Consider the following 19,896-nt stretch of genomic DNA (forward strand, 5'->3'; position numbering starts at 1 on the left):
CTCCACCGCGCTTGCGGTCGAAAAGAGACCCTCATGAAAGACACCATTCGCCAGCTGATCCAGCAAGCCCTCACCCAACTTGTCGCCGACGGTGTGCTGCCTGAAGGGCTGACGCCGGCGATCCAGGTGGAAAACGCCCGGGACAAGACCCACGGCGACTTCGCCAGCAACATCGCCATGATGCTGGCCAAGCCGGCCGGCATGAAGCCACGCGACCTGGCCGAGAAGCTGATCAAAGCCCTGCCGAAAAGCGACGACATCACCAAGGTCGAAATCGCCGGGCCTGGCTTCCTGAACTTCTTCCAGAACACCGAAGCGCTGGCAGGCCGCCTTGACGCAGCCCTGGCCGATGGCCACCTGGGCGTACGCAAGGCTGGCCCGGCAGAAAAGGTGGTGATCGACATGTCGGCACCGAACCTGGCCAAGGAAATGCACGTCGGCCACCTGCGCTCGACCATCATCGGCGACAGCGTTGCCCGAGTGCTGGAGTTCCTCGGCGACAAGGTTATCCGCCAGAACCATGTGGGTGACTGGGGTACCCAGTTCGGCATGCTGCTGGCCTACCTGGAAGAAAACCCGATCACCAGCGACGAGCTGTCTGACCTGGAAAACTTCTACCGCGCCGCCAAGAAGCGCTTCGACGAGTCCGAAGAGTTCGCCACCCGCGCCCGCGGCCTGGTGGTCAAGCTGCAGGCTGGCGACCCCGAGTGCCTGGCGCTTTGGACGCGCTTCAAGGACATTTCCCTGTCGCACTGCCAGAAGACCTACGAGCTGCTCAACGTCAAGCTGACCATGGCCGACGTGATGGGTGAGAGCGCCTACAACGCCGACCTGGCCAATGTGGTCGCCGACCTCAAGGCCAAGGGCCTGCTGGTCGAAGACCAGGGCGCCCAGTGCGTGTTCCTCGAAGAATTCAAGAACGCCGAGGGCGAGCCGCTGCCGGTGATCGTGCAGAAGGCCGACGGCGGCTACCTGTACGCCACCACCGACCTGGCCGCTGTGCGCTACCGCAGCAACACGCTGAACGCCGACCGCGCCCTGTACTTCGTCGACCAGCGCCAGGCCCTGCACTTCAACCAGGTCTTCGAAGTGGCCCGCCGCGCAGGTTTTGTCGGCCACCCGATGAAGATGGAGCACATGGGCTTCGGCACCATGAACGGCGCCGATGGCCGCCCGTTCAAGACCCGCGATGGCGGCACCGTCAAGCTGATCGACCTGCTCACCGAGGCCAAGGACCGCGCCTACGCGCTGGTCAAGGAGAAGAACCCATCGCTGGCCGAAGACGAGCTGCGCCACATCGGTGAAGTGGTCGGCATCGGCGCGGTCAAGTACGCCGACCTGTCCAAGCACCGCACCAGCGACTACAGCTTCAACTTCGAACTGATGCTGAACTTCGAGGGCAACACCGCACCGTACCTGCTGTACGCCTACACCCGCGTGGCCGGCGTGTTCCGCAAGCTCGGCAAGGGCTTCGACGAAGTCGACGGCAACATCGTCCTGCAGGCAGCGCACGAGCAGGACCTGGCCGCGCGCCTGGCGCAGTTCGGCGAGATCCTCAACAACGTCGCTGAAAAAGGCACGCCTCACGTGCTGTGCACCTACCTGTACGACCTCGCTGGCCTGTTCTCCAGCTTCTACGAGAACTGCCCGATCCTTTCCGCCGAAACCGCCGAACAGCAGCAGAGCCGCCTGCGCCTGGCTGCCCTGACCGGCCGCACCCTCAAGCAGGGCCTGGAGCTGCTCGGCCTGGAAACCCTGGAGCGCATGTAAGTTGGCTGCAAAGAAGAAACCCGCCCCCAAGCGCGGCGCCAGCCGCTCCCAGCCGCCTGCCAGCAAGCAGCCGATTCCGGGCTGGGTGTGGCTGGCGGTCGGCCTGACCGTGGGGGCGTTCATCGTCTTCCTGATGAAGCTCGAACCCGGTGGCGCTGATATCAAGCGCACCAAGCCCGAGCAACATAAGCAGGAGAAGGTCGCCGAGACGAGCAAGACCACCACACCGACCCCACAGCAACCGGTGAAGCCGAAGTATGACTTCTACACCCTGCTGCCAGAGTCGGAAGTGATCGTGCCGCCCGAGGCCGTGCCGGAGAAAACCCCGCCGGTGCCGGCGCAACCGCCCGTGCCAAGCACGCCGGTCACCCCTGCGGAAGCGGCGAAGATCGACACCGCCCGCGCCCAGGCCGCCCTGCTGGGCCAGACACCGCCACCGGCACCACCGGTGATCAAGCCAGCGGCCACGACCCAGTTCTTCCTGCAGGCCGGCTCGTTCCGCAAGCAGGCCGATGCCGACAAGGTCCGTGCGCAGATCATCCTGCTTGGCCAGGCGGTCAAGGTTGAGTCCGGCACGGTGAAGGAAGAGACCTGGTACCGCGTGATGGTCGGCCCGTTCAGCAACCGCGAACAGTTGACCGTGGCGCAGAAACAACTGGCCGGGGCAGGTTTCAGCAACCTGCTGCTGCAACAGCGGCGTCAGTAACGAAAAAGGCCTTGCCGCTCGCCGCGACAAGGCCTTTTTTCATACCCGGCGACGCTCGGCGTTGACCTGGGAAATCTGACTGTTGAGCGTCCAGAAGTCATACAGCACGCCCAACAGGAACAACCCGCCGGTGAACAGGTAGATCAGCGCGCTGATCCACTTGCCCTGATACAGCCGATGCACGCCGAAGATGCCGAGGAAGGTCAGGAGTATCCACGCCAGGTTGTAGTCCACGCCGCCCGACTCAAAACGCATGTCCGCCTCACGGTCCATCGACGGAATCAGGAACAGGTCGATCAGCCAGCCGATGCCCAGCAGGCCCAGGGTGAAGAACCAGATGGTTCCGGTGATCGGCTTGCCATAGTAGAAGCGGTGCGAGCCGGTAAAACCGAAGATCCACAGCAGGTAGCCGAGAACCTTGCTATGGGTGTCGTGCGAGGGGGCACCCTGTTGATAACCATTCATTCGAAGCCCTCGAGGGATAGCCGAAAATTTTCTAAGGAAAAATGTGACTTTTTCGTTTTGACCCGACATATGGTACGTGCTTGAGCGACCAACGGATCAGAATTTGATCAAAAAGCTGTTATAAAGTTGCGCGCCAACACTTATAAGAGCTTCATCTATGCCACCTTTTATCAAGACATGGCTGACCCTCTGCCTTTTGTTACCCCTGGCCGCCCACGCCACCAACCGTGAGCAACGACTTCCCAGCGGATTCACCGGCTATACGACCAACGCCGACGCCACGGTGAAACGCACCCCGATCCAGTATCGCAGCAGTTCCGTGCGCGCTCGCCCGGCCAACGCCGCCAAGCAGCAGGCCGTGGGCATGCAGGCCGTGGCCATGTCACCCAAGCAGAGCAGCGAAGTGCTCAGCCGCGCCGTGAACGTACTGGGCACGCCCTATCGCTGGGGCGGCAGCAGCCCGAAGAAGGGCTTCGATTGCAGCGGCCTGGTCAAGTACGCGTTCAACGATGTCGCCGATGTCGACCTGCCGCGCACCTCCAATGCGATGGCTCAGGGCCAGGGCGTCAAGGTGGCCAAGAGCGATCTCAAGCCGGGCGACCTGATCTTTTTCAACATCAAGAGTCGCCGGGTCAATCACGTAGCCATCTACCTGGGCAACGATCGCTTCATCCACGCGCCGCGCACCGGCAAGCGGGTGAGCATCGACAGCCTGGAAAAGCCCTATTGGCAAAAGCACTACGTAGTGGCCAAGCGCGTCCTGCCCAAGAACCAGCAGGCGCTGGCCCTGGCCAAGCGCTAAGCCGTCAATCGCGGGCTTGCCCCGCGATTGCCTAGGGTCTGTATGAAATGTGTCTGCGCGAAGGCCAGACAGGCGAAACGGGGTGAGGAACGGCCGGGGTCGCGCCCGACTGTACTGGAGTACATGAGCATTCCGAGCCCCGTTTCAACGCAGTATGGGCGAGTGCAGATACATTTCGTACAGAGCCTAATCAACCAGCCCTTTCTGCCTGAGCGCCTGCATCGCCCCCTCCATCGTCCGCATTCCCTGCGCCGCCCCCGCCTGCATCACCGACTGCACCTGTGCCATGCGCCCCTCGCGAATCAGGTTGCGCACCGCGGGCGTCGCTATCAGCACCTCCCTTGCCGCAACCCTGCCGCCGCCCACCCGCCTGACCAGCACCTGAGCCACCACCAGGCGCAACGATTCGGCCAGCATCATGCGCACCAGCGGCTTCTCCTCGGCCGCGAACACTTCTACCAGCCGGTCGATGCTGTTCAGCGCCGAGCGGGTGTGCACCGTTGCCAGCACCAGATGCCCGGTTTCTGCCGCGCGCAACGCCAGACGGATACTCTCCAGGTCACGTAACTCACCCACCATGATCACATCCGGATCCTGGCGCAGGGCACTGCGCAGCCCTTGGGCGAAGTCACGGCTGTGCACGCCGATCTCCCGCTGATTCACCAGGCAACCCTGGCCGCGGTGGATAAATTCGATAGGGTCTTCAAGGGTGATGACCTGTAAAGCGCGTTCGCGATTGATCTGATCGAGCAGCGCCGCCAGGGTGCTGGACTTGCCGCTCCCCGTCGGCCCGCCCACCAGCACCAGGCCATCCCGGCATTGCGCAACGGCTTGATACACATCGTTCAGGTCAAGTTCATCGAGGCTAGGGACCCGCGCCGGGATCAGGCGCGCGCTTGCGCCCAACCCATTGCGCTGGCGGAACAGGTTCAAGCGCAGGCGCCCCACGCCGGGCAAGCTCAGCGCCAGGTCCAGTTCATCACCGCTCAGCCATTGCCGCCGCTGCCCGTCATCAAGCAGGTCGGCCATTCCCTGCTCCAGAGCCGCGCTGGTCAGTACCGGCTGCGCCATGCGCTGCAGCTCGCCATCCAGGCGCAGCAACGGCGGCTCGCCCACGGCCAGGTGCAGGTCGCTGGCGCCCGCAGCCACGGCCCGGCCCAGCAGGTCGGTCACATCCATGAGACTCCCCAACGGCGATCAAGCAGGTAGAATGCCGCAGACCCCAAAGCCGTCGGCGACGAACCATGTCCACCCTAGCAGACAATATTTCCGTCATTGCCCGCCGCATCGACAGCGCGGCCCGGGCCGCCGGGCGTGACCCGGCCAGCGTGCAGCTGCTGGCGGTGAGCAAGACCAAGCCCGCCAGCGCCATCCGCGAGGCTCATGCCGCTGGCCTGCGCCACATGGGTGAGAACTACCTTCAGGAAGCCCTGACAAAACAACAGGCGCTTTCCGACCTGCCCTTGATCTGGCACTTCATCGGCCCCATTCAGTCGAACAAGACCAAGGCCATCGCCGAGCATTTCGACTGGGTACATTCCGTGGACCGCCTGAAGATCGCCCAACGCCTCTCGGAGCAGCGTCCCGCCGAGCTGCCACCGCTGAACATCTGCCTGCAGGTGAATGTCAGCGGCGAGGCCAGCAAGTCCGGTTGCTCGCCCGCCGAGCTGCCAGCCCTGGCCCAGGCCGTGAACGCCCTGCCCGGCTTGCGCCTGCGCGGGTTGATGGCGATCCCGGAGCCTACCGAGGAGCGCGCCGAGCAAGAGGCGGCTTTCGCCACGCTGCGCGAACTGCAGGCCCAGCTCGGCCTCGGCCTGGACACCCTGTCCATGGGCATGAGCCATGACCTGGAAGCCGCCATTGCCCAAGGTGCGACCTGGGTCCGCATCGGTACCGCCTTGTTCGGCGCCCGCGACTACGGTCAGGCCTGAATCCATGCTTAACTCTCCCTTCCCCCACAAGGACCCGACATGAGCAAGACTCGTATTGCCTTTATCGGCGCCGGCAACATGGCCGCCAGCCTGATTGGCGGCCTGCGCGCCCAGGGCCTGGACACCGCGCTGATCCGCGCCAGCGACCCGGGTGCCGAAACCCGCGCACGGATCACGGCCGAGCACGGCATCGAAACCTTCGAAGACAACGCCCAGGCCATCGATGGCGTGGACGTGATCGTCCTGGCAGTCAAACCGCAAGTCATGAAAGCGGTCTGCGAAACGCTGAAGCCGAGCCTGAAACCGGGCCAGCTGGTGGTTTCCATTGCCGCCGGCATTACCTGCGCCAGCCTGCAGGCCTGGCTGGGCGCGATCCCCCTGGTGCGCTGCATGCCGAACACCCCGGCGCTGCTGCGTCAGGGCGTCAGCGGCTTGTATGCGACCCGGGAAGTATCCATGGAACAACGCCGCCAGGCCGAACAGCTGCTGTCGGCCGTGGGCACCGCCCTGTGGCTTGATGAAGAACAGCAGTTGGACGCCGTGACCGCAGTTTCCGGCAGCGGCCCGGCGTACTTCTTCCTGCTGATCGAGGCCATGACCGCCGCTGGCGAAAAACTCGGCCTGCCGCGCGAGACCGCCTCGCAACTGACCCTGCAGACTGCTCTGGGCGCCGCCCGCATGGCGGTTACCAGCGACGTCGACGCCGCCGAGCTGCGTCGCCGCGTGACCTCGCCGGCCGGCACCACGGAAGCGGCGATCAAATCGTTCCAGGCCAACGGCTTCGAGGCCATTGTCGAACAGGCCCTGCAAGCCGCGGCGAAACGCTCGGCCGAGCTGGCCGAGAAACTGGGCAAATAAGGAGTTTTTGATGAATGCACTGTCCGGCGCCGCGATCTTCGTGGTGCAAACACTGGTCAGCCTGTACCTGGTGATCGTCCTGCTGCGTTTCGTGCTGCAGCTGGTCAAGGCCGACTTCTACAACCCGCTGAGCCAGTTCGCCGTGCGCGCCACCCAGCCACTGCTCAAGCCACTGCGCCGCGTGGTCCCCAGCATCGCTGGCCTGGACACCTCCTCGCTGCTGCTGTCGATCATCATCCAGGCGCTGCTGATGGCCTTCGTGCTGATGGTCACCTACGGCACCTTCGGCGACATCCTGCACCTGCTGATGTGGTCGATCCTGGGCATCACCTCGCTGTTCCTGAAGATCTTCTGGGTGGCGATGATCGTCATGGTGATCGTCTCCTGGGTCGCACCGAACAGCCACAACCCGGCTGCAGAACTGGCCTACCAGATCAGCGAGCCGGTGCTGGCGCCGTTCCGCCGCCTGGTGCCGAACCTCGGCGGCATGGACATCTCGCCGATCTTCGCCTTCATCGCCATCCAGGTGATCCAGTCGTTCCTCATGCCCCAACTGGCAGCCTACGCCGGCATGCCGCAAGAGCTGTGGCGGATGATCTGACCCACCCTGCATCCGGCGGCAAGCCTTTGCTTGCCGCTGGGGGTAGCGCTCTTTAGACTTACGCCTCCGTCAAGCGTGAGCAGGGTCGATGTCCACTGTCCTTCCCGAAGATTCCGTCGGTCTGGTAACACCGCAGATTGCCCGGTTCGATGAACCGCTGGCCCTGGCTTGTGGCCGCGCCCTGGCCTCGTACGAGCTGATCTACGAAACCTATGGCGAGCTCAACAGCAGCGCCAGCAACGCCGTGCTGATCTGCCATGCGTTGTCCGGCCACCATCATGCCGCTGGCTACCATGCCGCCACCGACCGCAAGCCGGGCTGGTGGGACAGCTGCATCGGCCCCGGCAAGCCGATCGATACCAACCGTTTCTTCGTGGTCAGCCTGAACAACCTCGGCGGTTGCAATGGCAGCACCGGCCCCAGCAGCCTCAATCCGGCCACCGGCAAGCCCTACGGCGCCGATTTCCCGGTGCTGACCGTGGAAGACTGGGTGCACAGCCAGGCGCGCCTGGCCGATCGCCTGGGGATCCAGACCTGGGCCGCCATCGTTGGCGGCAGCCTGGGCGGCATGCAGGCGCTGCAATGGACCATCACCTGCCCGGACCGGGTCCGCCACTGCGTGGACATCGCCTCGGCGCCCAAGCTGTCGGCGCAGAACATCGCCTTCAACGAAGTGGCACGCCAGGCCATCCTCACCGACCCCGAGTTCCACGGTGGCTCGTTCCAGGACCAGGGCGTAATCCCCAAGCGCGGCTTGATGCTGGCGCGCATGGTCGGCCATATCACCTACCTGTCCGACGACTCGATGGGCGAGAAATTCGGCCGCGAGCTCAAGAGCGACAAGCTCAACTACGACTTCCACAGCGTCGAATTCCAGGTCGAGAGCTACCTGCGCTACCAGGGCGAGGAGTTCTCCGGGCGCTTCGACGCCAACACCTACCTGCTGATGACCAAGGCCCTGGACTACTACGACCCGGCCGCCGCCCACGGCGGCGACCTGGCGGCGACCCTGGCGCATGTCACGGCAGACTTCTGCATCATGTCGTTCACCACCGACTGGCGCTTCTCCCCGGCGCGTTCGCGGGAGATCGTCGATGCCCTCATGGCCGCACGCAAGAACGTCTGCTACCTGGATATCGACTCGCCGTACGGCCACGACGCCTTCCTGATCCCCACGCCTCGCTACATGCAGGGTTTCGCCAACTACATGAACCGCATCGCCCTGTGAGGACCCCATGAGAGCCGACCTGGAAATCATCCAAGACTGGATCCCCGCCGGTAGCCGGGTACTCGACCTGGGCTGCGGCAACGGCGAACTGCTGGCCTCGCTGCGCGAGCGCAAGAACGTCACCGGCTACGGCCTGGAGATCGACGCCGACAACATCGCCGCCTGCGTGGCCAAGGGCGTCAACGTGATCGAGCAGGACCTGGACAAGGGCCTGGGCAACTTCGCCAGCAACAGCTTCGACGTGGTGGTCATGACCCAGGCCCTGCAGGCCGTGGAGTACCCTGACCGGATCCTCGACGAAATGCTGCGGGTGGGCCGCCAGTGCATCATCACCTTCCCCAACTTCGGCCACTGGCGCTGCCGCTGGTACCTGGCGACCAAGGGTCGCATGCCGGTCTCGGACTTCATGCCGTATACCTGGTACAACACACCGAACATCCACTTCTGCACCTTCGAGGACTTCGAGAACCTGTGCCATGAGCGCAAGGCCAAGGTCCTCGACCGCCTCGCCGTCGACCACCTGCACCGTAACGGGTTGGGTGGGCGGCTTTGGCCTAATCTTCTAGGTGAGATCGGTATCTATCGGGTCAGCAGCCCGGGCCTGCAGGAGCATCAGCTCGCGGTCTGACCCTCAACGGAGGAATGGCATCATGCGTCGACTAGCACTGTTTCTGATCAGCCTGTGCCTGGCCTTGCCAGTACTGGCTGCCGATGCCGCCAGGCCCGAGCGCAAGGAAGTGTTCGGTGATGTCACGGTCCACTACAGCGCCTTCACCTCAAGCATGCTGCAACCGGCCATCGCTGCCGCCACGGGCCTGACACGCAGCAAGAACCAGGGCGTGCTCAACATCGCCGTGCTCAAGGCCGGCAAACCCGCGATGGCGGTAGTCAGCGGCACAGTGAAAGATCTCACCGGGCGCAGCAGCCCGTTGTCGTTCAAGCAAATTACCGATCAGGGTGCGGTGTACTACATCGCACAGTTCAAGATCGACCAGGCCGAGACCGTCACCTTCGACCTCAACGTCGAGACCGGCGGCGTCAGCAATAAACTCAGCTTCAACCAGGAAGTGTTCCCAGGCGAATGATGAATTTCCAGCAACTCGTATTGGCCAGCCACAACGCCGGCAAGCTCAAGGAACTGCAGGCCATGCTCGGCGCGTCCGTGAACCTGCGCTCGATTGGTGAATTCAGCCAGGTTGAGCCGGAGGAGACCGGCCTGTCGTTCGTCGAGAACGCCATCCTCAAGGCGCGTAATGCCGCCCGTATCTCCGGCCTGCCGGCCCTGGCCGACGACTCGGGCCTGGCGGTAGACTTCCTCGGCGGCGCGCCGGGTATCTACTCGGCGCGCTATGCCGACGGCAAGGGCGATGCGGCGAACAACGCCAAGCTGCTCGATGCGCTCAAGGACGTGCCTGAAGATCAGCGCGGCGCGCAGTTCGTCTGCGTTCTGGCCCTGGTGCGGCACGCCGACGACCCGCTGCCGATCCTCTGCGAAGGCCTGTGGCACGGCAGCATCCTGTTCGAGGCCAGCGGTGAACACGGCTTCGGCTACGACCCGCTGTTCTGGGTGCCTGAGCGCAACTGCTCCAGCGCCGACCTGGCCCCTGTCGACAAGAACCAACTCAGCCACCGCGCCCGCGCCATGGCCCTGTTGCGTCAGCGTCTGGGCCTGGCATGAGCGAAAAGCTGTTGGTACAGCCGGCGGGCCTGATCCTTCCCGAACTCCCACCGCTGTCGCTCTATATCCATATTCCCTGGTGCGTGCGCAAATGCCCGTACTGCGACTTCAACTCGCACCAGGCCGGCCCGGCGCTGCCGGAAGCCGAATACATCGACGCCCTGCTCGCCGACCTAGAGCAGGAGCTGCCTGCCGTCCAGGGTCGCTCCATCAGCACGATCTTCTTCGGCGGCGGCACCCCCAGTCTGTTCAGCGCCGATGCACTGGGTCGCCTGCTGCGCGGAGTCGAGCAACGCATCCCGTTCGCCCCGGACATCGAGATCACCCTCGAGGCCAACCCGGGCACCTTCGAGCAGGAGAAGTTCAAGGCCTACCGCCAGACCGGCATCAACCGCCTGTCCATCGGCGTGCAGAGCTTCCAGCCCGCCAAGCTTGAGAAGCTCGGGCGCATCCACAACGGCGCCGAAGCGGTGCGCGCAGCCGATATGGCCCGTGCCGCGGGCTTCGACAACTTCAACATGGACCTGATGCACGGCTTGCCAGACCAGTCGCTCGACGACGCCCTGGGCGACCTGCGCCAGGCCATCGAACTGGCGCCGACGCACCTGTCCTGGTACCAGCTGACGGTAGAACCCAACACGGTGTTCTGGAACCAGCCGCCTGAGCTACCCGAGGACGACATCCTCTGGGATATCCAGGAAGCCGGCCAGGCGTTGATGGCCGACCACGGTTACCGCCAGTATGAAGTCTCGGCCTACGCTCAGGCCGGACGTGCCGCACGGCACAACCTGAACTACTGGCGCTTCGGCGACTTCATCGGCATCGGTGCCGGCGCCCATGGCAAGCTGTCGTTCCCGGACGGACGCATCCTGCGCACCTGGAAGACCCGCCTGCCCAAGGACTACCTGAACCCGTCCAAGCCGTTCAAGGCCGGGGAAAAGCTGCTGCCCGCCGATGAGCTACCCTTCGAGTTCCTGATGAACGCGCTGCGCCTCACCGACGGAGTGGAGGCCCAGCTGTTCAACCTGCGTACCGGCCTGCCTCTTGCACAACTGGCCGAAGCCCGCCGTGCAGCCGAACAAAAAGGCCTTTTGCGGGTCGAACCGGATCGGCTGGCAGCCACACCCCGTGGCCAGCTGTTCCTCAACGACCTGCTGCAGTACTTCTTGAATTAAGGATGACCCATGGACCTGGTACTTGACCTGCTCTCGACCGTTTCCCGCTGGAGCCGCAGCAACCTGTCGGAAATCTCTCTAGCCCTGGTGGGCTGCCTGCTGGTGCTGTTCGGCACCGACATCAAGGGCTGGGTGGAAGGCCGCCTGGGCGGCCTGGCCGGCGCGCTACGGGTACCGTTCATGGCCCTGCTGGTGATGATCGGCAGCGGTGCGGCGCTGATCTATGCGACGCCGTGGGTCGTGAAGGGGCTGGGGCAGTTCAACAACTATGCGCTGGCACCGGTGCTGCTGGTGGTGCTGGTTTTGATCGGCGTGGTCGCCGATCGGCGGGGGTGAGCGTTCGCTAAAAGCCGCCCTGGCAGGCCAGGGCGGCTTCTCACCCGACTAACCTCTTAACGGGCATCGTCGAAGTGATCACGCAGGAAGTCCCTGACGGTCCTGAAAACGATCAGGATCCGAATGAGCTTCCAAACGCGGCTCAGCGTATTCAGCAAACGCTTCATATGCCTTGGCCTCCGTGTTGGCTGAGCCATTCTTCCAGCGTCTAACCGGCACTTCGACACCTTCGGAGAGCATGTGACTGTCTCCAGTGAAGTGGCCAGGTTGGTGGCCCTTCGATAAATATCACCAGCGCGAGTCGTAGGTCACGTCGAAGGGGCCGAGAAAGCGTTTGGGTTCCCGGCCCGTCACCGGATGAATCACATGCGAGCAAATCGATCTTACGTGAACCTCTCTACCAGAACAGTTACCTGTCCTGTCACACGTAATGCCGGATATTTCCTTGATTGACCTGTACTCGAGGCCATCCTAAGATCCAACTGTGGCTGTCTCCAGTGATGCTCGTGGGCTAGGCTTCGTAACCCGAGGCCCACATAAAAAAACCGCCCTCTTCAAGGCGGTTTTTTTGTACCTGCAATTTTTCGCAGGCTTGAAGGGCAGCACCGAACAAACCCGGCTCAGCTTACCTTTTCGAACTTCAGATCCCACACCCCATGCCCAAGGCGCTCACCACGGCGCTCGAACTTGGTGATCGGGCGCTCTTCAGGGCGCGGTACATAGGCGCCATCAGCCGCCTGGTTGCGATAGCCGGGCGCTGCGCTCATCACTTCCAGCATGTATTCGGCATAGGGCTCCCAGTCGGTCGCCATGTGGAATACGCCACCAGGCTTGAGTTTGCGGCGCACCAACTCGGCGAACTCCAGCTGGACGATCCGGCGCTTGTGGTGACGGGCCTTGTGCCATGGATCCGGGAAGAACAGCATCAGGCGATCGAGGCTGTTGTCGGCTACACAGCGGTTGAGCACTTCGATGGCGTCGCAATCGTAAACCCGCAGGTTCTTCAGGCCCTGGGTCAGCACGCCGTTGAGCAGTGCGCCGACACCTGGACGGTGCACTTCGACACCAATGAAGTCCAGCTCGGGCGAAGCGGCAGCCATTTCCAGCAGCGAGTGGCCCATGCCGAAGCCGATCTCCAGGGTACGCGGCGCCGGACGGCCGAACACCTGGTCATAGTCCACCGGGCTGTCGGTCAGCGGCAGGATGAACAGGGGGCCGCCCTGGTCCAGGCCGCGCTGCTGGCCTTCGGTCATGCGCCCGGCGCGCATCACGAAGCTCTTGATGCGGCGGTGCGGGCGGGTTTCGCCGTCTTCGGAGATCGGCGTTTCTTGCGATTCAGTCATCAGGAGCTCTTACTTGATCAGACCAGCCAGCGGCGAAGAGGCGCTGGCATAGAGTTTTTTCGGCATGCGGCCGGCCAGGTAGGCCATGCGCCCGGCGACGATGGCGTGTTTCATGGCTTCGGCCATCAGTACCGGTTGCTGGGCATGGGCGATGGCCGAGTTCATCAGCACCGCCTCACAACCCATTTCCATGGCAATGGTGGCGTCGGAGGCGGTACCCACGCCGGCATCGACCAGCACCGGCACCTTGGATTCCTCGAGGATGATCTGCAGGTTGTAGGGGTTGCAGATACCCAAGCCGGTGCCGATCAGGCCGGCCAGCGGCATGACGGCGATACAGCCGGCTTCGGCCAGCTGGCGGGCGATGATTGGGTCATCGCTGGTGTAGACCATCACATCGAAACCTTCCTTGACCAGCACTTCGGCGGCCTTGAGGGTTTCGATAACATTGGGGAACAGGGTTTTCTGGTCAGCCAGTACTTCCAGCTTCACCAGCGTCCTGGACTCGTGGGACTTGCGGCCATCGAGCAGCTCACGGGCCAGGCGGCAGGTGCGCACCGCTTCCGTCGCATCGAAGCAACCGGCGGTGTTCGGCAGGATGGTGTACTTGTCTGGCGACAGCACGTCGAGCAGGTTCGGCTCGCCCGCGTTCTGGCCCAGGTTGGTACGGCGCACGGCAACGGTGACGATCTCGGCACCCGAGGCCTCGGTGGCCAGGCGGGTTTCTTCCATGTCACGGTACTTGCCGGTGCCGACCAGCAGGCGCGACTGGAAAGTGCGCCCGGCCAGGATGAAGGGCTTGTCGCTGCGAACGTTGCTCATCGTTGTTCCTCAGGAAAGATTGCGGGACTTTGCTGGCGAGGTTTCAGGGGCGGTTAGCCGCCACCGATGGCGTGGACCACCTCGACCTGGTCGCCGTCTTTGAGCTGCGTGCTCTCGTGCTGGCTGCGCGGCACGATGTCCAGGTTCAGTTCCACCGCCACCCGGCGGCCGGCCAGCTCCAGCCGGCCCAGCAGCGCCGCGACGCTCTCGCCCGCGGGCAGTTCGTAAGGTTCACCGTTCAATTGAATGCGCATGCGCACGGCCACCATTGTTCTTTGGGGGCCCGCATTCTAGCCCCGATCTACCCTGCAACCCAAGGGCGACAGACGCCATTAGTCGCGATTGTGGACCGACCGGTCAGCCCAGCCGCCAGGCGGCCAGCCCCAGGCAAAGCCAGCCAGCAAGGAAGCACAGGCCGCCCAGCGGGGTGATCATGCCAAGCTTGCCCAGGCCGCTGAGCGTCAGGGCGTAGAGGCTACCGGAGAACAGCAGGATACCCACGGCGAACAAGCCACCGGCCCAGCCGACCAGGCGCCCGGGCAAGTGCGCTGACAGCACCGCCACGCACAGGATCGCCAGGGCATGCACCAGTTGGTAGGTGACGCCGGTATGGAAGATCGCCAGGTAGTCGGCGCTGAGGCGGCTTTTCAAGCCATGGGCGGCGAAAGCGCCGAGGGCGACGCCGGTAAAGCCGAAGAACGCGGCGAGCATCAGGAAGCTGCGAAGCATGGGACGACTCCTCGGGAGGGGTCTGTATAATGGCCGGTTCCAACGGTCCGGCCAAGCCATCACCATGCTGTCATCCCTTCTTCGCCGCCTTTCCCGCGCCCTGCTCTGGTTCGCTGCTGGCAGCATCGCCGTGGTCCTGGTGTTGCGCTGGGTGCCGCCGCCCGGCACCGCGCTGATGGTCGAACGCAAGGTGCAGTCATGGGCTAGCGGCGAGCCGATCGACCTGCAACGTGACTGGACGCCGTGGGAGGATATCTCTGACGAGCTCAAAGTGGCGGTCATCGCCGGCGAAGACCAGAAGTTCGCCAGCCACTGGGGCTTCGATATCCCCGCGATCCAGGCGGCGCTGGCCTACAACGAGCGTGGCGGCAAGGTGCGCGGCGCCAGCACGCTGACCCAGCAGGTGGCCAAGAACCTGTTCCTGTGGTCCGGGCGCAGCTGGCTGCGCAAGGGGCTGGAAGCCTGGTTCACCGCACTGATCGAGCTGTTCTGGTCGAAAGAACGGATACTCGAGGTGTATCTGAACAGTGCCGAATGGGGCAAGGGCGTGTTCGGTGCCCAAGCGGCGGCGCGTTATCACTTCGGCGTGGATGCCAGCCGCCTGACGCGACAACAGGCCGCACAGCTCGCGGCCGTGCTGCCAAGCCCGATCAAGTGGAGTGCCAGCCGGCCCAGCGCCTATGTGGCAAGCCGAGCGGGATGGATCAGGCGGCAGATGAGTCAGTTGGGTGGACCGAGCTATCTGATGCAGCTGGATGCTTCGCGCAGGCTTTGAGGCCTGGCTTTCGTGGGAGCGGGCTTGCCCCGCGATAACCGCCTCATTTGCCACATCGCCATCGCGGGGCAAGCCCGCTCCCACGCCCAACAACATACGAAAAAGCCGCTGCCTCTTCCGAGAGCAGCGGCTTTTCAATTCAGCCAGGGCGCCGATCAGATCGTGATCAATGCCTTGACCTTGTTCATCGCGTTCTTCTCCAGCTGGCGAATACGCTCGGCCGACACACTGTACTTCTCTGCCAGCTCATGCAGCGTGGCCTTTTCTTCGGCCAGCCAACGCTGGTAGAGGATGTCGCGGCTGCGATCATCCAGGCCCTGCAGCGCTTCATGCAGGTTGCTGGTGGAGTTGTCGCTCCAGTCAGCGTCCTCCAGCTGCACGGCCGGGTTGTAGCGGTGGTCTTCCAGGTAATGCGCAGGCGACTGGAAGGCACTGTCGTCGTCGGCTTCCGCCGCCGGGTCGAAGGCCATGTCCTGGCCGCTCAGGCGGCTTTCCATCTCACGTACTTCACGCGGCTCGACACCCAGGCTCTCGGCCACGCGATGCACTTCGTCATTGTTCAACCAGGCCAGGCGCTTCTTCTGGCTGCGCAGGTTGAAGAACAGCTTGCGCTGGGCCTTGGTGGTGGCCACCTTGACGATGCGCCAGTTGCGCAGGATGAACTCGTGGATCTCGGCCTTGATCCAGTGCACGGCGAAGGACACCAGACGCACGCCCATTTCCGGGTTGAAGCGCTTTACCGCCTTCATCAGGCCAACGTTGCCTTCCTGGATCAGGTCGGCCTGGGCCAGCCCGTAGCCTGCATAGCTACGCGCGATGTGTACGACGAAACGCAGGTGGGCCATCACCATTTGCCGAGCGGCCTCGAGATCCTGCTCGTAATAGAGACGCTCGGCCAGTTCACGCTCCTGCTCCGGCGTCAGCAAGGGGATGCTGTTGACCGTGTGCACATAGGCTTCCAGGTTTGCACCGGGAACCAGGGCATAGGCAGGTTGCAACGAATTGGTCATTCAAGTACCTCCGGCTTACAGACTCATGCCTTTTGGGCACTGCCAGCATAGACAAGGAACCGTTGTACAAGTTCCAGGATGAAAAATTTGTCAATACTGGCCATGAAACATTTATCGCGGTGCCAGCTCGTTCAGGTGACGAGCGACTGCGATCCATGCACCGATATACCCCAACAGCACCGCCCCGATCAAGAGTGAAAGGCCATCCGAGGCCGGTACGCCACCCAGGGCGAAATCACTGCCATACAGGCCGGAAAGCCCGACCACCGCATCGTTCAGCCAGTTCAGGCCGAACGCCAGGATGCCCCAGGCCAGCACGCCCGCACCCAGTCCATACAGGGCGCCCATGTACAGGAAAGGCCGACGTACGTAGCTGTCGGTGCCACCGACGAGCTTGATCACTTCGATCTCGACCCGGCGGTTTTCGATATGTAGACGAATTGTGTTACCGATTACTAACAGCAGCGCTGAAATCAGCATCACCGCCAGACCGAAGACGAACCGGTCACCCAACTTGAGGATCGCCGCCAGACGCTCGACCCACACCAGGTCCAATTGCGCCGCTTCCACCCGCGGTAGCTCGGAGAGGCGCTGACGCAAGGCTTCCAGGGCTGGCTTGTCGACCTCGGTCGGGGTCACCACCACCACGCCGGGCAGTGGGTTGTCCGGCAGTTCGCGCAGCGCCTCGCCCAGGCCCGACTGTTGCTGGAACTCTTCCAGCGCCTGCTCGCGGCTGACGTATTGGGCCTCGGCGACGCCGGGCATGCCCTTGATCTCGTCACGCAGGGCCTCGCCATCGCGGCTGCTGGCATCGAGTTTGAGGTACAGCGAAATCTGCGCCGCGCGCTGCCAGGAACCGCCGAGTTTCTCGACGTTCTTCAGCAACAGCGACAGGCCCATGGGCATGCTCAGCGCCACGGCCATCACCAGGCAGGTGAAGAAACTGCCGATCGGCTGCTTGCCCAGGCGGCGCAAGCTGTCGGCCAGGCTGGCACGGTGGCTTTCCAGCCAGGCGTGCAGGAGGGTGCGGAAGTCCGGACCATCGTCATCGTGATCGCCACGCTTCTTCTTCGACGGCTGCGGATCGGCGGCTTTCGGCGCGACGCGCTCGGAAACCTTTGGTGTACGTGTGGTGCTCATTGCCCGGCCTCCCCATCGCCGATCAAGCGGCCGCGTTGCAGCGTCAGCATGCGGTGGCGCATGCGCGCGATCAGCGCCAGGTCGTGACTGGCGATCAGTACCGTGGTGCCCAGGCGGTTGATGTCCTCGAACACGCCCATGATCTCGGCGGCCAGGCGCGGGTCGAGGTTACCGGTGGGCTCATCCGCCAGCAGCAGTGCCGGCTGATGCACGATGGCCCGGGCAATGCCGACCCGCTGTTGCTGGCCGGTGGACAGGTCGGCCGGGAACAGCTCGCCCTTGTCGCTCAGCGACACGCGCTCCAGCGCCGAATCGACGCGTTTGGCGATTTCGGCCTTGGACAGCCCGAGGATCTGCAACGGCAGGGCGATGTTGTTGAACACCGTGCGGTCGAACAGCAACTGGTGGTTCTGGAACACCACGCCGATCTGCCGGCGCAGGAACGGGATCTGCGCGTTGCTGATCTGGCCCAGGTCCTGCCCGGCCAGCAGCAGCTTGCCGCTGGTCGGACGCTCCATGGCCAACAGCAGCCGCAGCAGGGTGCTCTTGCCGGCGCCGGAGTGGCCGGTGACGAACAGGAACTCGCCACGACGCGCCCGGAAGCTCAGTTCGTGCAGGCCGACATGGCCGTTGGGATAGCGCTTGGCTACCTGTTCGAATCGGATCATGAAGGTTCACGCTCGGCGAACAGCGCCTTGACGAAAGGTTCGGCTTCGAAGGTGCGCAGGTCATCGATACCCTCGCCCACACCGATGAAGCGGATCGGAATGTTGAACTGTTTGGCCAGGGCGAAGATCACGCCGCCCTTGGCGGTACCATCCAGCTTGGTCAGGGCCAGGCCGGTCAGCTCGACGCTCTGGTTGAAGTACTTGGCCTGGCTGATGGCGTTCTGCCCGGTACCGGCGTCGAGCACCAGCAGCACCTCGTGCGGCGCCTCGACATCAAGCTTGCCCATGACCCGACGGACCTTCTTCAGCTCTTCCATCAGGTTGTCCTTGGTGTGCAGGCGGCCGGCAGTGTCGGCGATCAGCACATCGACGTTACGGGCCTTGGCGGCCTGCACCGCGTCGAAGATCACCGAAGCCGAGTCGGCGCCGGTGTGCTGGGCGATCACCGGGATCTGGTTGCGCTCGCCCCACACCTGCAACTGCTCCACCGCGGCGGCGCGGAAGGTGTCGCCGGCCGCGAGCATGACTTTCTTGCCTTCGAGCTGCAGCTTCTTCGCCAGTTTGCCGATGGTGGTGGTCTTGCCGGCGCCGTTCACGCCGACCACCAGGATCACATAAGGCTTGTTCTGCGCCTCGATCTTCAGCGGCTGCTCGACCGGGCGCAGCAGCGCGGCCAGTTCTTCCTGCAGCGACTTGTACAGCGCGTCGGCGTCGGCCAACTGCTTGCGGGCAACTTTCTGGGTCAGGTTCTGGACGATGGTCGAGGTGGCCTCGACGCCGACGTCGGCGGTTAGCAACCGGGTCTCGATTTCGTCGAGCAGGTCGTCGTCGATGACCTTCTTGCCGAGGAACAGGCTGGCCATGCCCTCGCCGATGCTGGCGCTGGTCTTCGACAGGCCCTGCTTGAGGCGGGCGAAGAAACCAGGCTTGGATGGCTCGGCGGCCGCCACGACAACAGGCTCAGGTTCGACTGGAGCCGGCACAACCACCGGCGCGGTTTCGACAACCGGTGCTGGAGCAGTAATGGCCGTGGTTACCGTTTCGACAGACGGTCGGGCAGGAATGACGGGCGGCGCCTTGGGTTCCAGGTCTTCGACCAATGCCACCGGCTCTTCGGCGACAGGCAGGACCAGGTTGCTGACCGGGGCTGCAGCTACTTCGACCTCGACTGGTTGCAGCGTTGCAACCACCGGCTCTGGCGCGGGTTCCGGCTGCGGCGCAGCAACCACCGGCTCTGGCACAGGCTCCGGCTGCGGCGCGGCAACCACCGGCTCTGGCACAGCTTCCAGCTGCGGCGCGGCAACCACCGGCTCTGGCACAGGCTCCGGCTGCGGCGCGACAACCACCGGCTCTGGCACAGGCTCCGGCTGCGGCGCGGCAACCACCGGCTCTGGCACAGGCTCCGGCTGCGGCGCGGCAACCACCGGCTCTGGCACAGGCTCCGGCTGCGGCGCGGCAACCACCGGCTCTGGGGCATGCGCCTGCAACGGCTCGGCAGCCGGTGCGGTCTGCTCGACGGGCGCTTGCGGTGCAGGGGCTTGCGGCTGTTCGGCGGCAGGTTGTTCCGGCTTCTTGCGGAACCAGCTGAACAGGCCTTTCTTCTCGCCAGCCGCGGCCGGCGCTTTTTTGTCGTCGTTGGAACCAAACATGGAAGACGGCTATCTCAGGGTAGCGATGGGCCAGCAGCAGCGCATCGGAAATTCTTGAGTCACGCAGAACAGACTACTGTGAAGCCAGCGGGTTCATGCGCAACGTTTTGTCGTAAGGGCCTGCGGGCCAGAACGGCGACAGGCATGGTCGCCAGGCAACCGGATCAGTATCCTAGCACCTCCTGGCCCGCCGACGCTAAACCCAAGCGG

Annotated in this window: 24 protein-coding genes; 13 read left to right on the forward strand and 11 right to left on the reverse strand. The window is 63.9% G+C overall.

The features are described from left to right. The first annotated feature begins 33 nt into the window (after positions 1-33). Together argS and ABZO33_RS01075 are read left to right on the forward strand one after the other, a co-directional pair. Positions 34-1,770 (forward strand): arginine--tRNA ligase, encoded by a 1,737-nt coding sequence (argS, locus tag ABZO33_RS01070; RefSeq protein ID WP_414534517.1) that lies wholly within the window; start codon positions 34-36, stop codon positions 1,768-1,770. A 1-nt stretch (position 1,771) separates the two neighbouring features. Further along, positions 1,772-2,476: an SPOR domain-containing protein gene (locus ABZO33_RS01075; RefSeq protein ID WP_414534518.1), complete on the forward strand. Its 705-nt coding sequence runs from the start codon at positions 1,772-1,774 to the stop codon at positions 2,474-2,476. 39 nt (positions 2,477-2,515) lie between these two features. On the opposite strand, the gene ABZO33_RS01080 is transcribed toward ABZO33_RS01075, so the two are convergent. After that, positions 2,516-2,941, reverse strand: a complete 426-nt coding sequence (locus tag ABZO33_RS01080) for an NINE protein (protein ID WP_023630210.1) — start codon at positions 2,939-2,941, stop codon at positions 2,516-2,518. 157 nt (positions 2,942-3,098) lie between these two features. Between ABZO33_RS01080 and ABZO33_RS01085 the strand changes: the two genes are divergently transcribed. Next, positions 3,099-3,743 (forward strand): C40 family peptidase, encoded by a 645-nt coding sequence (locus ABZO33_RS01085; protein ID WP_414534519.1) that lies wholly within the window; start codon positions 3,099-3,101, stop codon positions 3,741-3,743. A 186-nt stretch (positions 3,744-3,929) separates the two neighbouring features. On the opposite strand, the gene ABZO33_RS01090 is transcribed toward ABZO33_RS01085, so the two are convergent. Beyond that, on the reverse strand, positions 3,930-4,922 hold the full coding sequence (locus ABZO33_RS01090) for a type IV pilus twitching motility protein PilT (protein ID WP_414534520.1): 993 nt from the start codon (positions 4,920-4,922) through the stop codon (positions 3,930-3,932). Positions 4,923-4,987: 65 nt separating this feature from the next. Between ABZO33_RS01090 and ABZO33_RS01095 the strand changes: the two genes are divergently transcribed. The 9 genes from ABZO33_RS01095 to ABZO33_RS01135 all read left to right on the forward strand — a co-directional run bounded on the left by ABZO33_RS01095 (position 4,988) and on the right by ABZO33_RS01135 (position 11,550). Beyond that, complete coding sequence (locus ABZO33_RS01095) at positions 4,988-5,674, forward strand: YggS family pyridoxal phosphate-dependent enzyme (protein ID WP_414534521.1); 687 nt, start codon at positions 4,988-4,990, stop codon at positions 5,672-5,674. Positions 5,675-5,713: 39 nt separating this feature from the next. Beyond that, entirely contained in the window at positions 5,714-6,532 is an 819-nt protein-coding gene (gene proC / locus ABZO33_RS01100) for a pyrroline-5-carboxylate reductase (RefSeq protein ID WP_414534522.1), read from the forward strand. A gap of 10 nt (positions 6,533-6,542) precedes the next feature. After that, positions 6,543-7,133, forward strand: coding sequence for a YggT family protein (locus ABZO33_RS01105; RefSeq protein WP_414534523.1), 591 nt, complete (start codon positions 6,543-6,545; stop codon positions 7,131-7,133). Positions 7,134-7,221: 88 nt separating this feature from the next. Further along, positions 7,222-8,361: a homoserine O-succinyltransferase MetX gene (metX, locus tag ABZO33_RS01110; RefSeq protein ID WP_414534524.1), complete on the forward strand. Its 1,140-nt coding sequence runs from the start codon at positions 7,222-7,224 to the stop codon at positions 8,359-8,361. Positions 8,362-8,368: 7 nt separating this feature from the next. Then, positions 8,369-8,989 (forward strand): methionine biosynthesis protein MetW, encoded by a 621-nt coding sequence (gene metW, locus ABZO33_RS01115; protein WP_110697353.1) that lies wholly within the window; start codon positions 8,369-8,371, stop codon positions 8,987-8,989. Positions 8,990-9,011: 22 nt separating this feature from the next. After that, complete coding sequence (locus ABZO33_RS01120) at positions 9,012-9,446, forward strand: DUF4426 domain-containing protein (protein WP_414534525.1); 435 nt, start codon at positions 9,012-9,014, stop codon at positions 9,444-9,446. Further along, positions 9,443-10,039 carry an RdgB/HAM1 family non-canonical purine NTP pyrophosphatase gene (rdgB, locus tag ABZO33_RS01125; protein ID WP_414534526.1) on the forward strand — a complete coding sequence of 199 codons (597 nt, stop codon included), beginning with the start codon at positions 9,443-9,445 and terminating at the stop codon, positions 10,037-10,039. Before ABZO33_RS01120 ends, rdgB begins: the two co-directional genes overlap by 4 nt. Next, positions 10,036-11,214, forward strand: coding sequence for a radical SAM family heme chaperone HemW (hemW, locus tag ABZO33_RS01130; RefSeq protein ID WP_414534527.1), 1,179 nt, complete (start codon positions 10,036-10,038; stop codon positions 11,212-11,214). The genes rdgB and hemW overlap by 4 nt, the downstream gene beginning before the upstream one ends. Before the next feature lie 9 nt (positions 11,215-11,223). Continuing rightward, entirely contained in the window at positions 11,224-11,550 is a 327-nt protein-coding gene (locus ABZO33_RS01135) for a DUF3392 family protein (protein WP_110735365.1), read from the forward strand. 78 nt (positions 11,551-11,628) lie between these two features. On the opposite strand, the gene ABZO33_RS01140 is transcribed toward ABZO33_RS01135, so the two are convergent. The 5 genes from ABZO33_RS01140 to ABZO33_RS01160 all read right to left on the reverse strand — a co-directional run bounded on the left by ABZO33_RS01140 (position 11,629) and on the right by ABZO33_RS01160 (position 14,444). Next, complete coding sequence (locus tag ABZO33_RS01140; protein ID WP_414534528.1) at positions 11,629-11,790, reverse strand: hypothetical protein; 162 nt, start codon at positions 11,788-11,790, stop codon at positions 11,629-11,631. 380 nt (positions 11,791-12,170) lie between these two features. Further along, on the reverse strand, positions 12,171-12,893 hold the full coding sequence (gene trmB / locus ABZO33_RS01145) for a tRNA (guanosine(46)-N7)-methyltransferase TrmB (protein WP_414534529.1): 723 nt from the start codon (positions 12,891-12,893) through the stop codon (positions 12,171-12,173). A 9-nt stretch (positions 12,894-12,902) separates the two neighbouring features. Further along, positions 12,903-13,715 carry a thiazole synthase gene (locus tag ABZO33_RS01150; protein ID WP_414534530.1) on the reverse strand — a complete coding sequence of 271 codons (813 nt, stop codon included), beginning with the start codon at positions 13,713-13,715 and terminating at the stop codon, positions 12,903-12,905. A gap of 53 nt (positions 13,716-13,768) precedes the next feature. Next, a complete protein-coding gene (gene thiS, locus ABZO33_RS01155; protein ID WP_038707614.1) occupies positions 13,769-13,969 on the reverse strand; it encodes a sulfur carrier protein ThiS in 201 nt (66 codons plus the stop codon). A 103-nt stretch (positions 13,970-14,072) separates the two neighbouring features. After that, entirely contained in the window at positions 14,073-14,444 is a 372-nt protein-coding gene (locus ABZO33_RS01160; RefSeq protein ID WP_414534531.1) for a DUF423 domain-containing protein, read from the reverse strand. Between the two features lie 64 nt (positions 14,445-14,508). Between ABZO33_RS01160 and mtgA the strand changes: the two genes are divergently transcribed. Next, positions 14,509-15,219, forward strand: coding sequence for a monofunctional biosynthetic peptidoglycan transglycosylase (gene mtgA / locus ABZO33_RS01165; RefSeq protein ID WP_023630665.1), 711 nt, complete (start codon positions 14,509-14,511; stop codon positions 15,217-15,219). Between the two features lie 155 nt (positions 15,220-15,374). Here the strand turns inward: mtgA and rpoH are convergent, their stop codons facing one another. The 4 genes from rpoH to ftsY all read right to left on the reverse strand — a co-directional run bounded on the left by rpoH (position 15,375) and on the right by ftsY (position 19,686). Next, positions 15,375-16,229: an RNA polymerase sigma factor RpoH gene (rpoH, locus tag ABZO33_RS01170; RefSeq protein WP_023630664.1), complete on the reverse strand. Its 855-nt coding sequence runs from the start codon at positions 16,227-16,229 to the stop codon at positions 15,375-15,377. A 111-nt stretch (positions 16,230-16,340) separates the two neighbouring features. Then, positions 16,341-17,369, reverse strand: coding sequence for a permease-like cell division protein FtsX (ftsX, locus tag ABZO33_RS01175; RefSeq protein WP_414534532.1), 1,029 nt, complete (start codon positions 17,367-17,369; stop codon positions 16,341-16,343). Further along, positions 17,366-18,037, reverse strand: a complete 672-nt coding sequence (gene ftsE / locus ABZO33_RS01180) for a cell division ATP-binding protein FtsE (protein ID WP_011531723.1) — start codon at positions 18,035-18,037, stop codon at positions 17,366-17,368. Before ftsE ends, ftsX begins: the two co-directional genes overlap by 4 nt. Next, the gene (gene ftsY, locus ABZO33_RS01185; protein WP_414534533.1) at positions 18,034-19,686 is read right to left on the reverse strand and encodes a signal recognition particle-docking protein FtsY; all 1,653 of its coding nucleotides are present in this window, start codon (positions 19,684-19,686) and stop codon (positions 18,034-18,036) included. The genes ftsE and ftsY overlap by 4 nt, the downstream gene beginning before the upstream one ends. Between the last annotated feature and the right edge of the window lie 210 nt (positions 19,687-19,896).

Origin of the sequence: Pseudomonas sp. CAM1A, assembly GCF_047501685.1 — a bacterium.
GTDB lineage: Bacteria > Pseudomonadota > Gammaproteobacteria > Pseudomonadales > Pseudomonadaceae > Aquipseudomonas.

Bases quoted from the DNA above. Each gene is read 5' to 3' on its own strand.
- argS (WP_414534517.1), top strand. From the start codon at position 34: ATGAAAGACACCATTCGCCAGCTGATCCAGCAAGCCCTCACCCAACTT.
- ABZO33_RS01080 (WP_023630210.1), bottom strand. From the start codon at position 2,941: ATGAATGGTTATCAACAGGGTGCCCCCTCGCACGACACCCATAGCAAG.
- ABZO33_RS01085 (WP_414534519.1), top strand. From the start codon at position 3,099: ATGCCACCTTTTATCAAGACATGGCTGACCCTCTGCCTTTTGTTACCC.
- ABZO33_RS01090 (WP_414534520.1), bottom strand. From the start codon at position 4,922: ATGGATGTGACCGACCTGCTGGGCCGGGCCGTGGCTGCGGGCGCCAGC.
- ABZO33_RS01095 (WP_414534521.1), top strand. From the start codon at position 4,988: ATGTCCACCCTAGCAGACAATATTTCCGTCATTGCCCGCCGCATCGAC.
- proC (WP_414534522.1), top strand. From the start codon at position 5,714: ATGAGCAAGACTCGTATTGCCTTTATCGGCGCCGGCAACATGGCCGCC.
- ABZO33_RS01105 (WP_414534523.1), top strand. From the start codon at position 6,543: ATGAATGCACTGTCCGGCGCCGCGATCTTCGTGGTGCAAACACTGGTC.
- metX (WP_414534524.1), top strand. From the start codon at position 7,222: ATGTCCACTGTCCTTCCCGAAGATTCCGTCGGTCTGGTAACACCGCAG.
- metW (WP_110697353.1), top strand. From the start codon at position 8,369: ATGAGAGCCGACCTGGAAATCATCCAAGACTGGATCCCCGCCGGTAGC.
- ABZO33_RS01120 (WP_414534525.1), top strand. From the start codon at position 9,012: ATGCGTCGACTAGCACTGTTTCTGATCAGCCTGTGCCTGGCCTTGCCA.
- rdgB (WP_414534526.1), top strand. From the start codon at position 9,443: ATGATGAATTTCCAGCAACTCGTATTGGCCAGCCACAACGCCGGCAAG.
- hemW (WP_414534527.1), top strand. From the start codon at position 10,036: ATGAGCGAAAAGCTGTTGGTACAGCCGGCGGGCCTGATCCTTCCCGAA.
- ABZO33_RS01135 (WP_110735365.1), top strand. From the start codon at position 11,224: ATGGACCTGGTACTTGACCTGCTCTCGACCGTTTCCCGCTGGAGCCGC.
- ABZO33_RS01140 (WP_414534528.1), bottom strand. From the start codon at position 11,790: ATGCTCTCCGAAGGTGTCGAAGTGCCGGTTAGACGCTGGAAGAATGGC.
- trmB (WP_414534529.1), bottom strand. From the start codon at position 12,893: ATGACTGAATCGCAAGAAACGCCGATCTCCGAAGACGGCGAAACCCGC.
- ABZO33_RS01150 (WP_414534530.1), bottom strand. From the start codon at position 13,715: ATGAGCAACGTTCGCAGCGACAAGCCCTTCATCCTGGCCGGGCGCACT.
- thiS (WP_038707614.1), bottom strand. From the start codon at position 13,969: ATGCGCATTCAATTGAACGGTGAACCTTACGAACTGCCCGCGGGCGAG.
- ABZO33_RS01160 (WP_414534531.1), bottom strand. From the start codon at position 14,444: ATGCTTCGCAGCTTCCTGATGCTCGCCGCGTTCTTCGGCTTTACCGGC.
- mtgA (WP_023630665.1), top strand. From the start codon at position 14,509: ATGCTGTCATCCCTTCTTCGCCGCCTTTCCCGCGCCCTGCTCTGGTTC.
- rpoH (WP_023630664.1), bottom strand. From the start codon at position 16,229: ATGACCAATTCGTTGCAACCTGCCTATGCCCTGGTTCCCGGTGCAAAC.
- ftsX (WP_414534532.1), bottom strand. From the start codon at position 17,369: ATGAGCACCACACGTACACCAAAGGTTTCCGAGCGCGTCGCGCCGAAA.
- ftsE (WP_011531723.1), bottom strand. From the start codon at position 18,037: ATGATCCGATTCGAACAGGTAGCCAAGCGCTATCCCAACGGCCATGTC.
- ftsY (WP_414534533.1), bottom strand. From the start codon at position 19,686: ATGTTTGGTTCCAACGACGACAAAAAAGCGCCGGCCGCGGCTGGCGAG.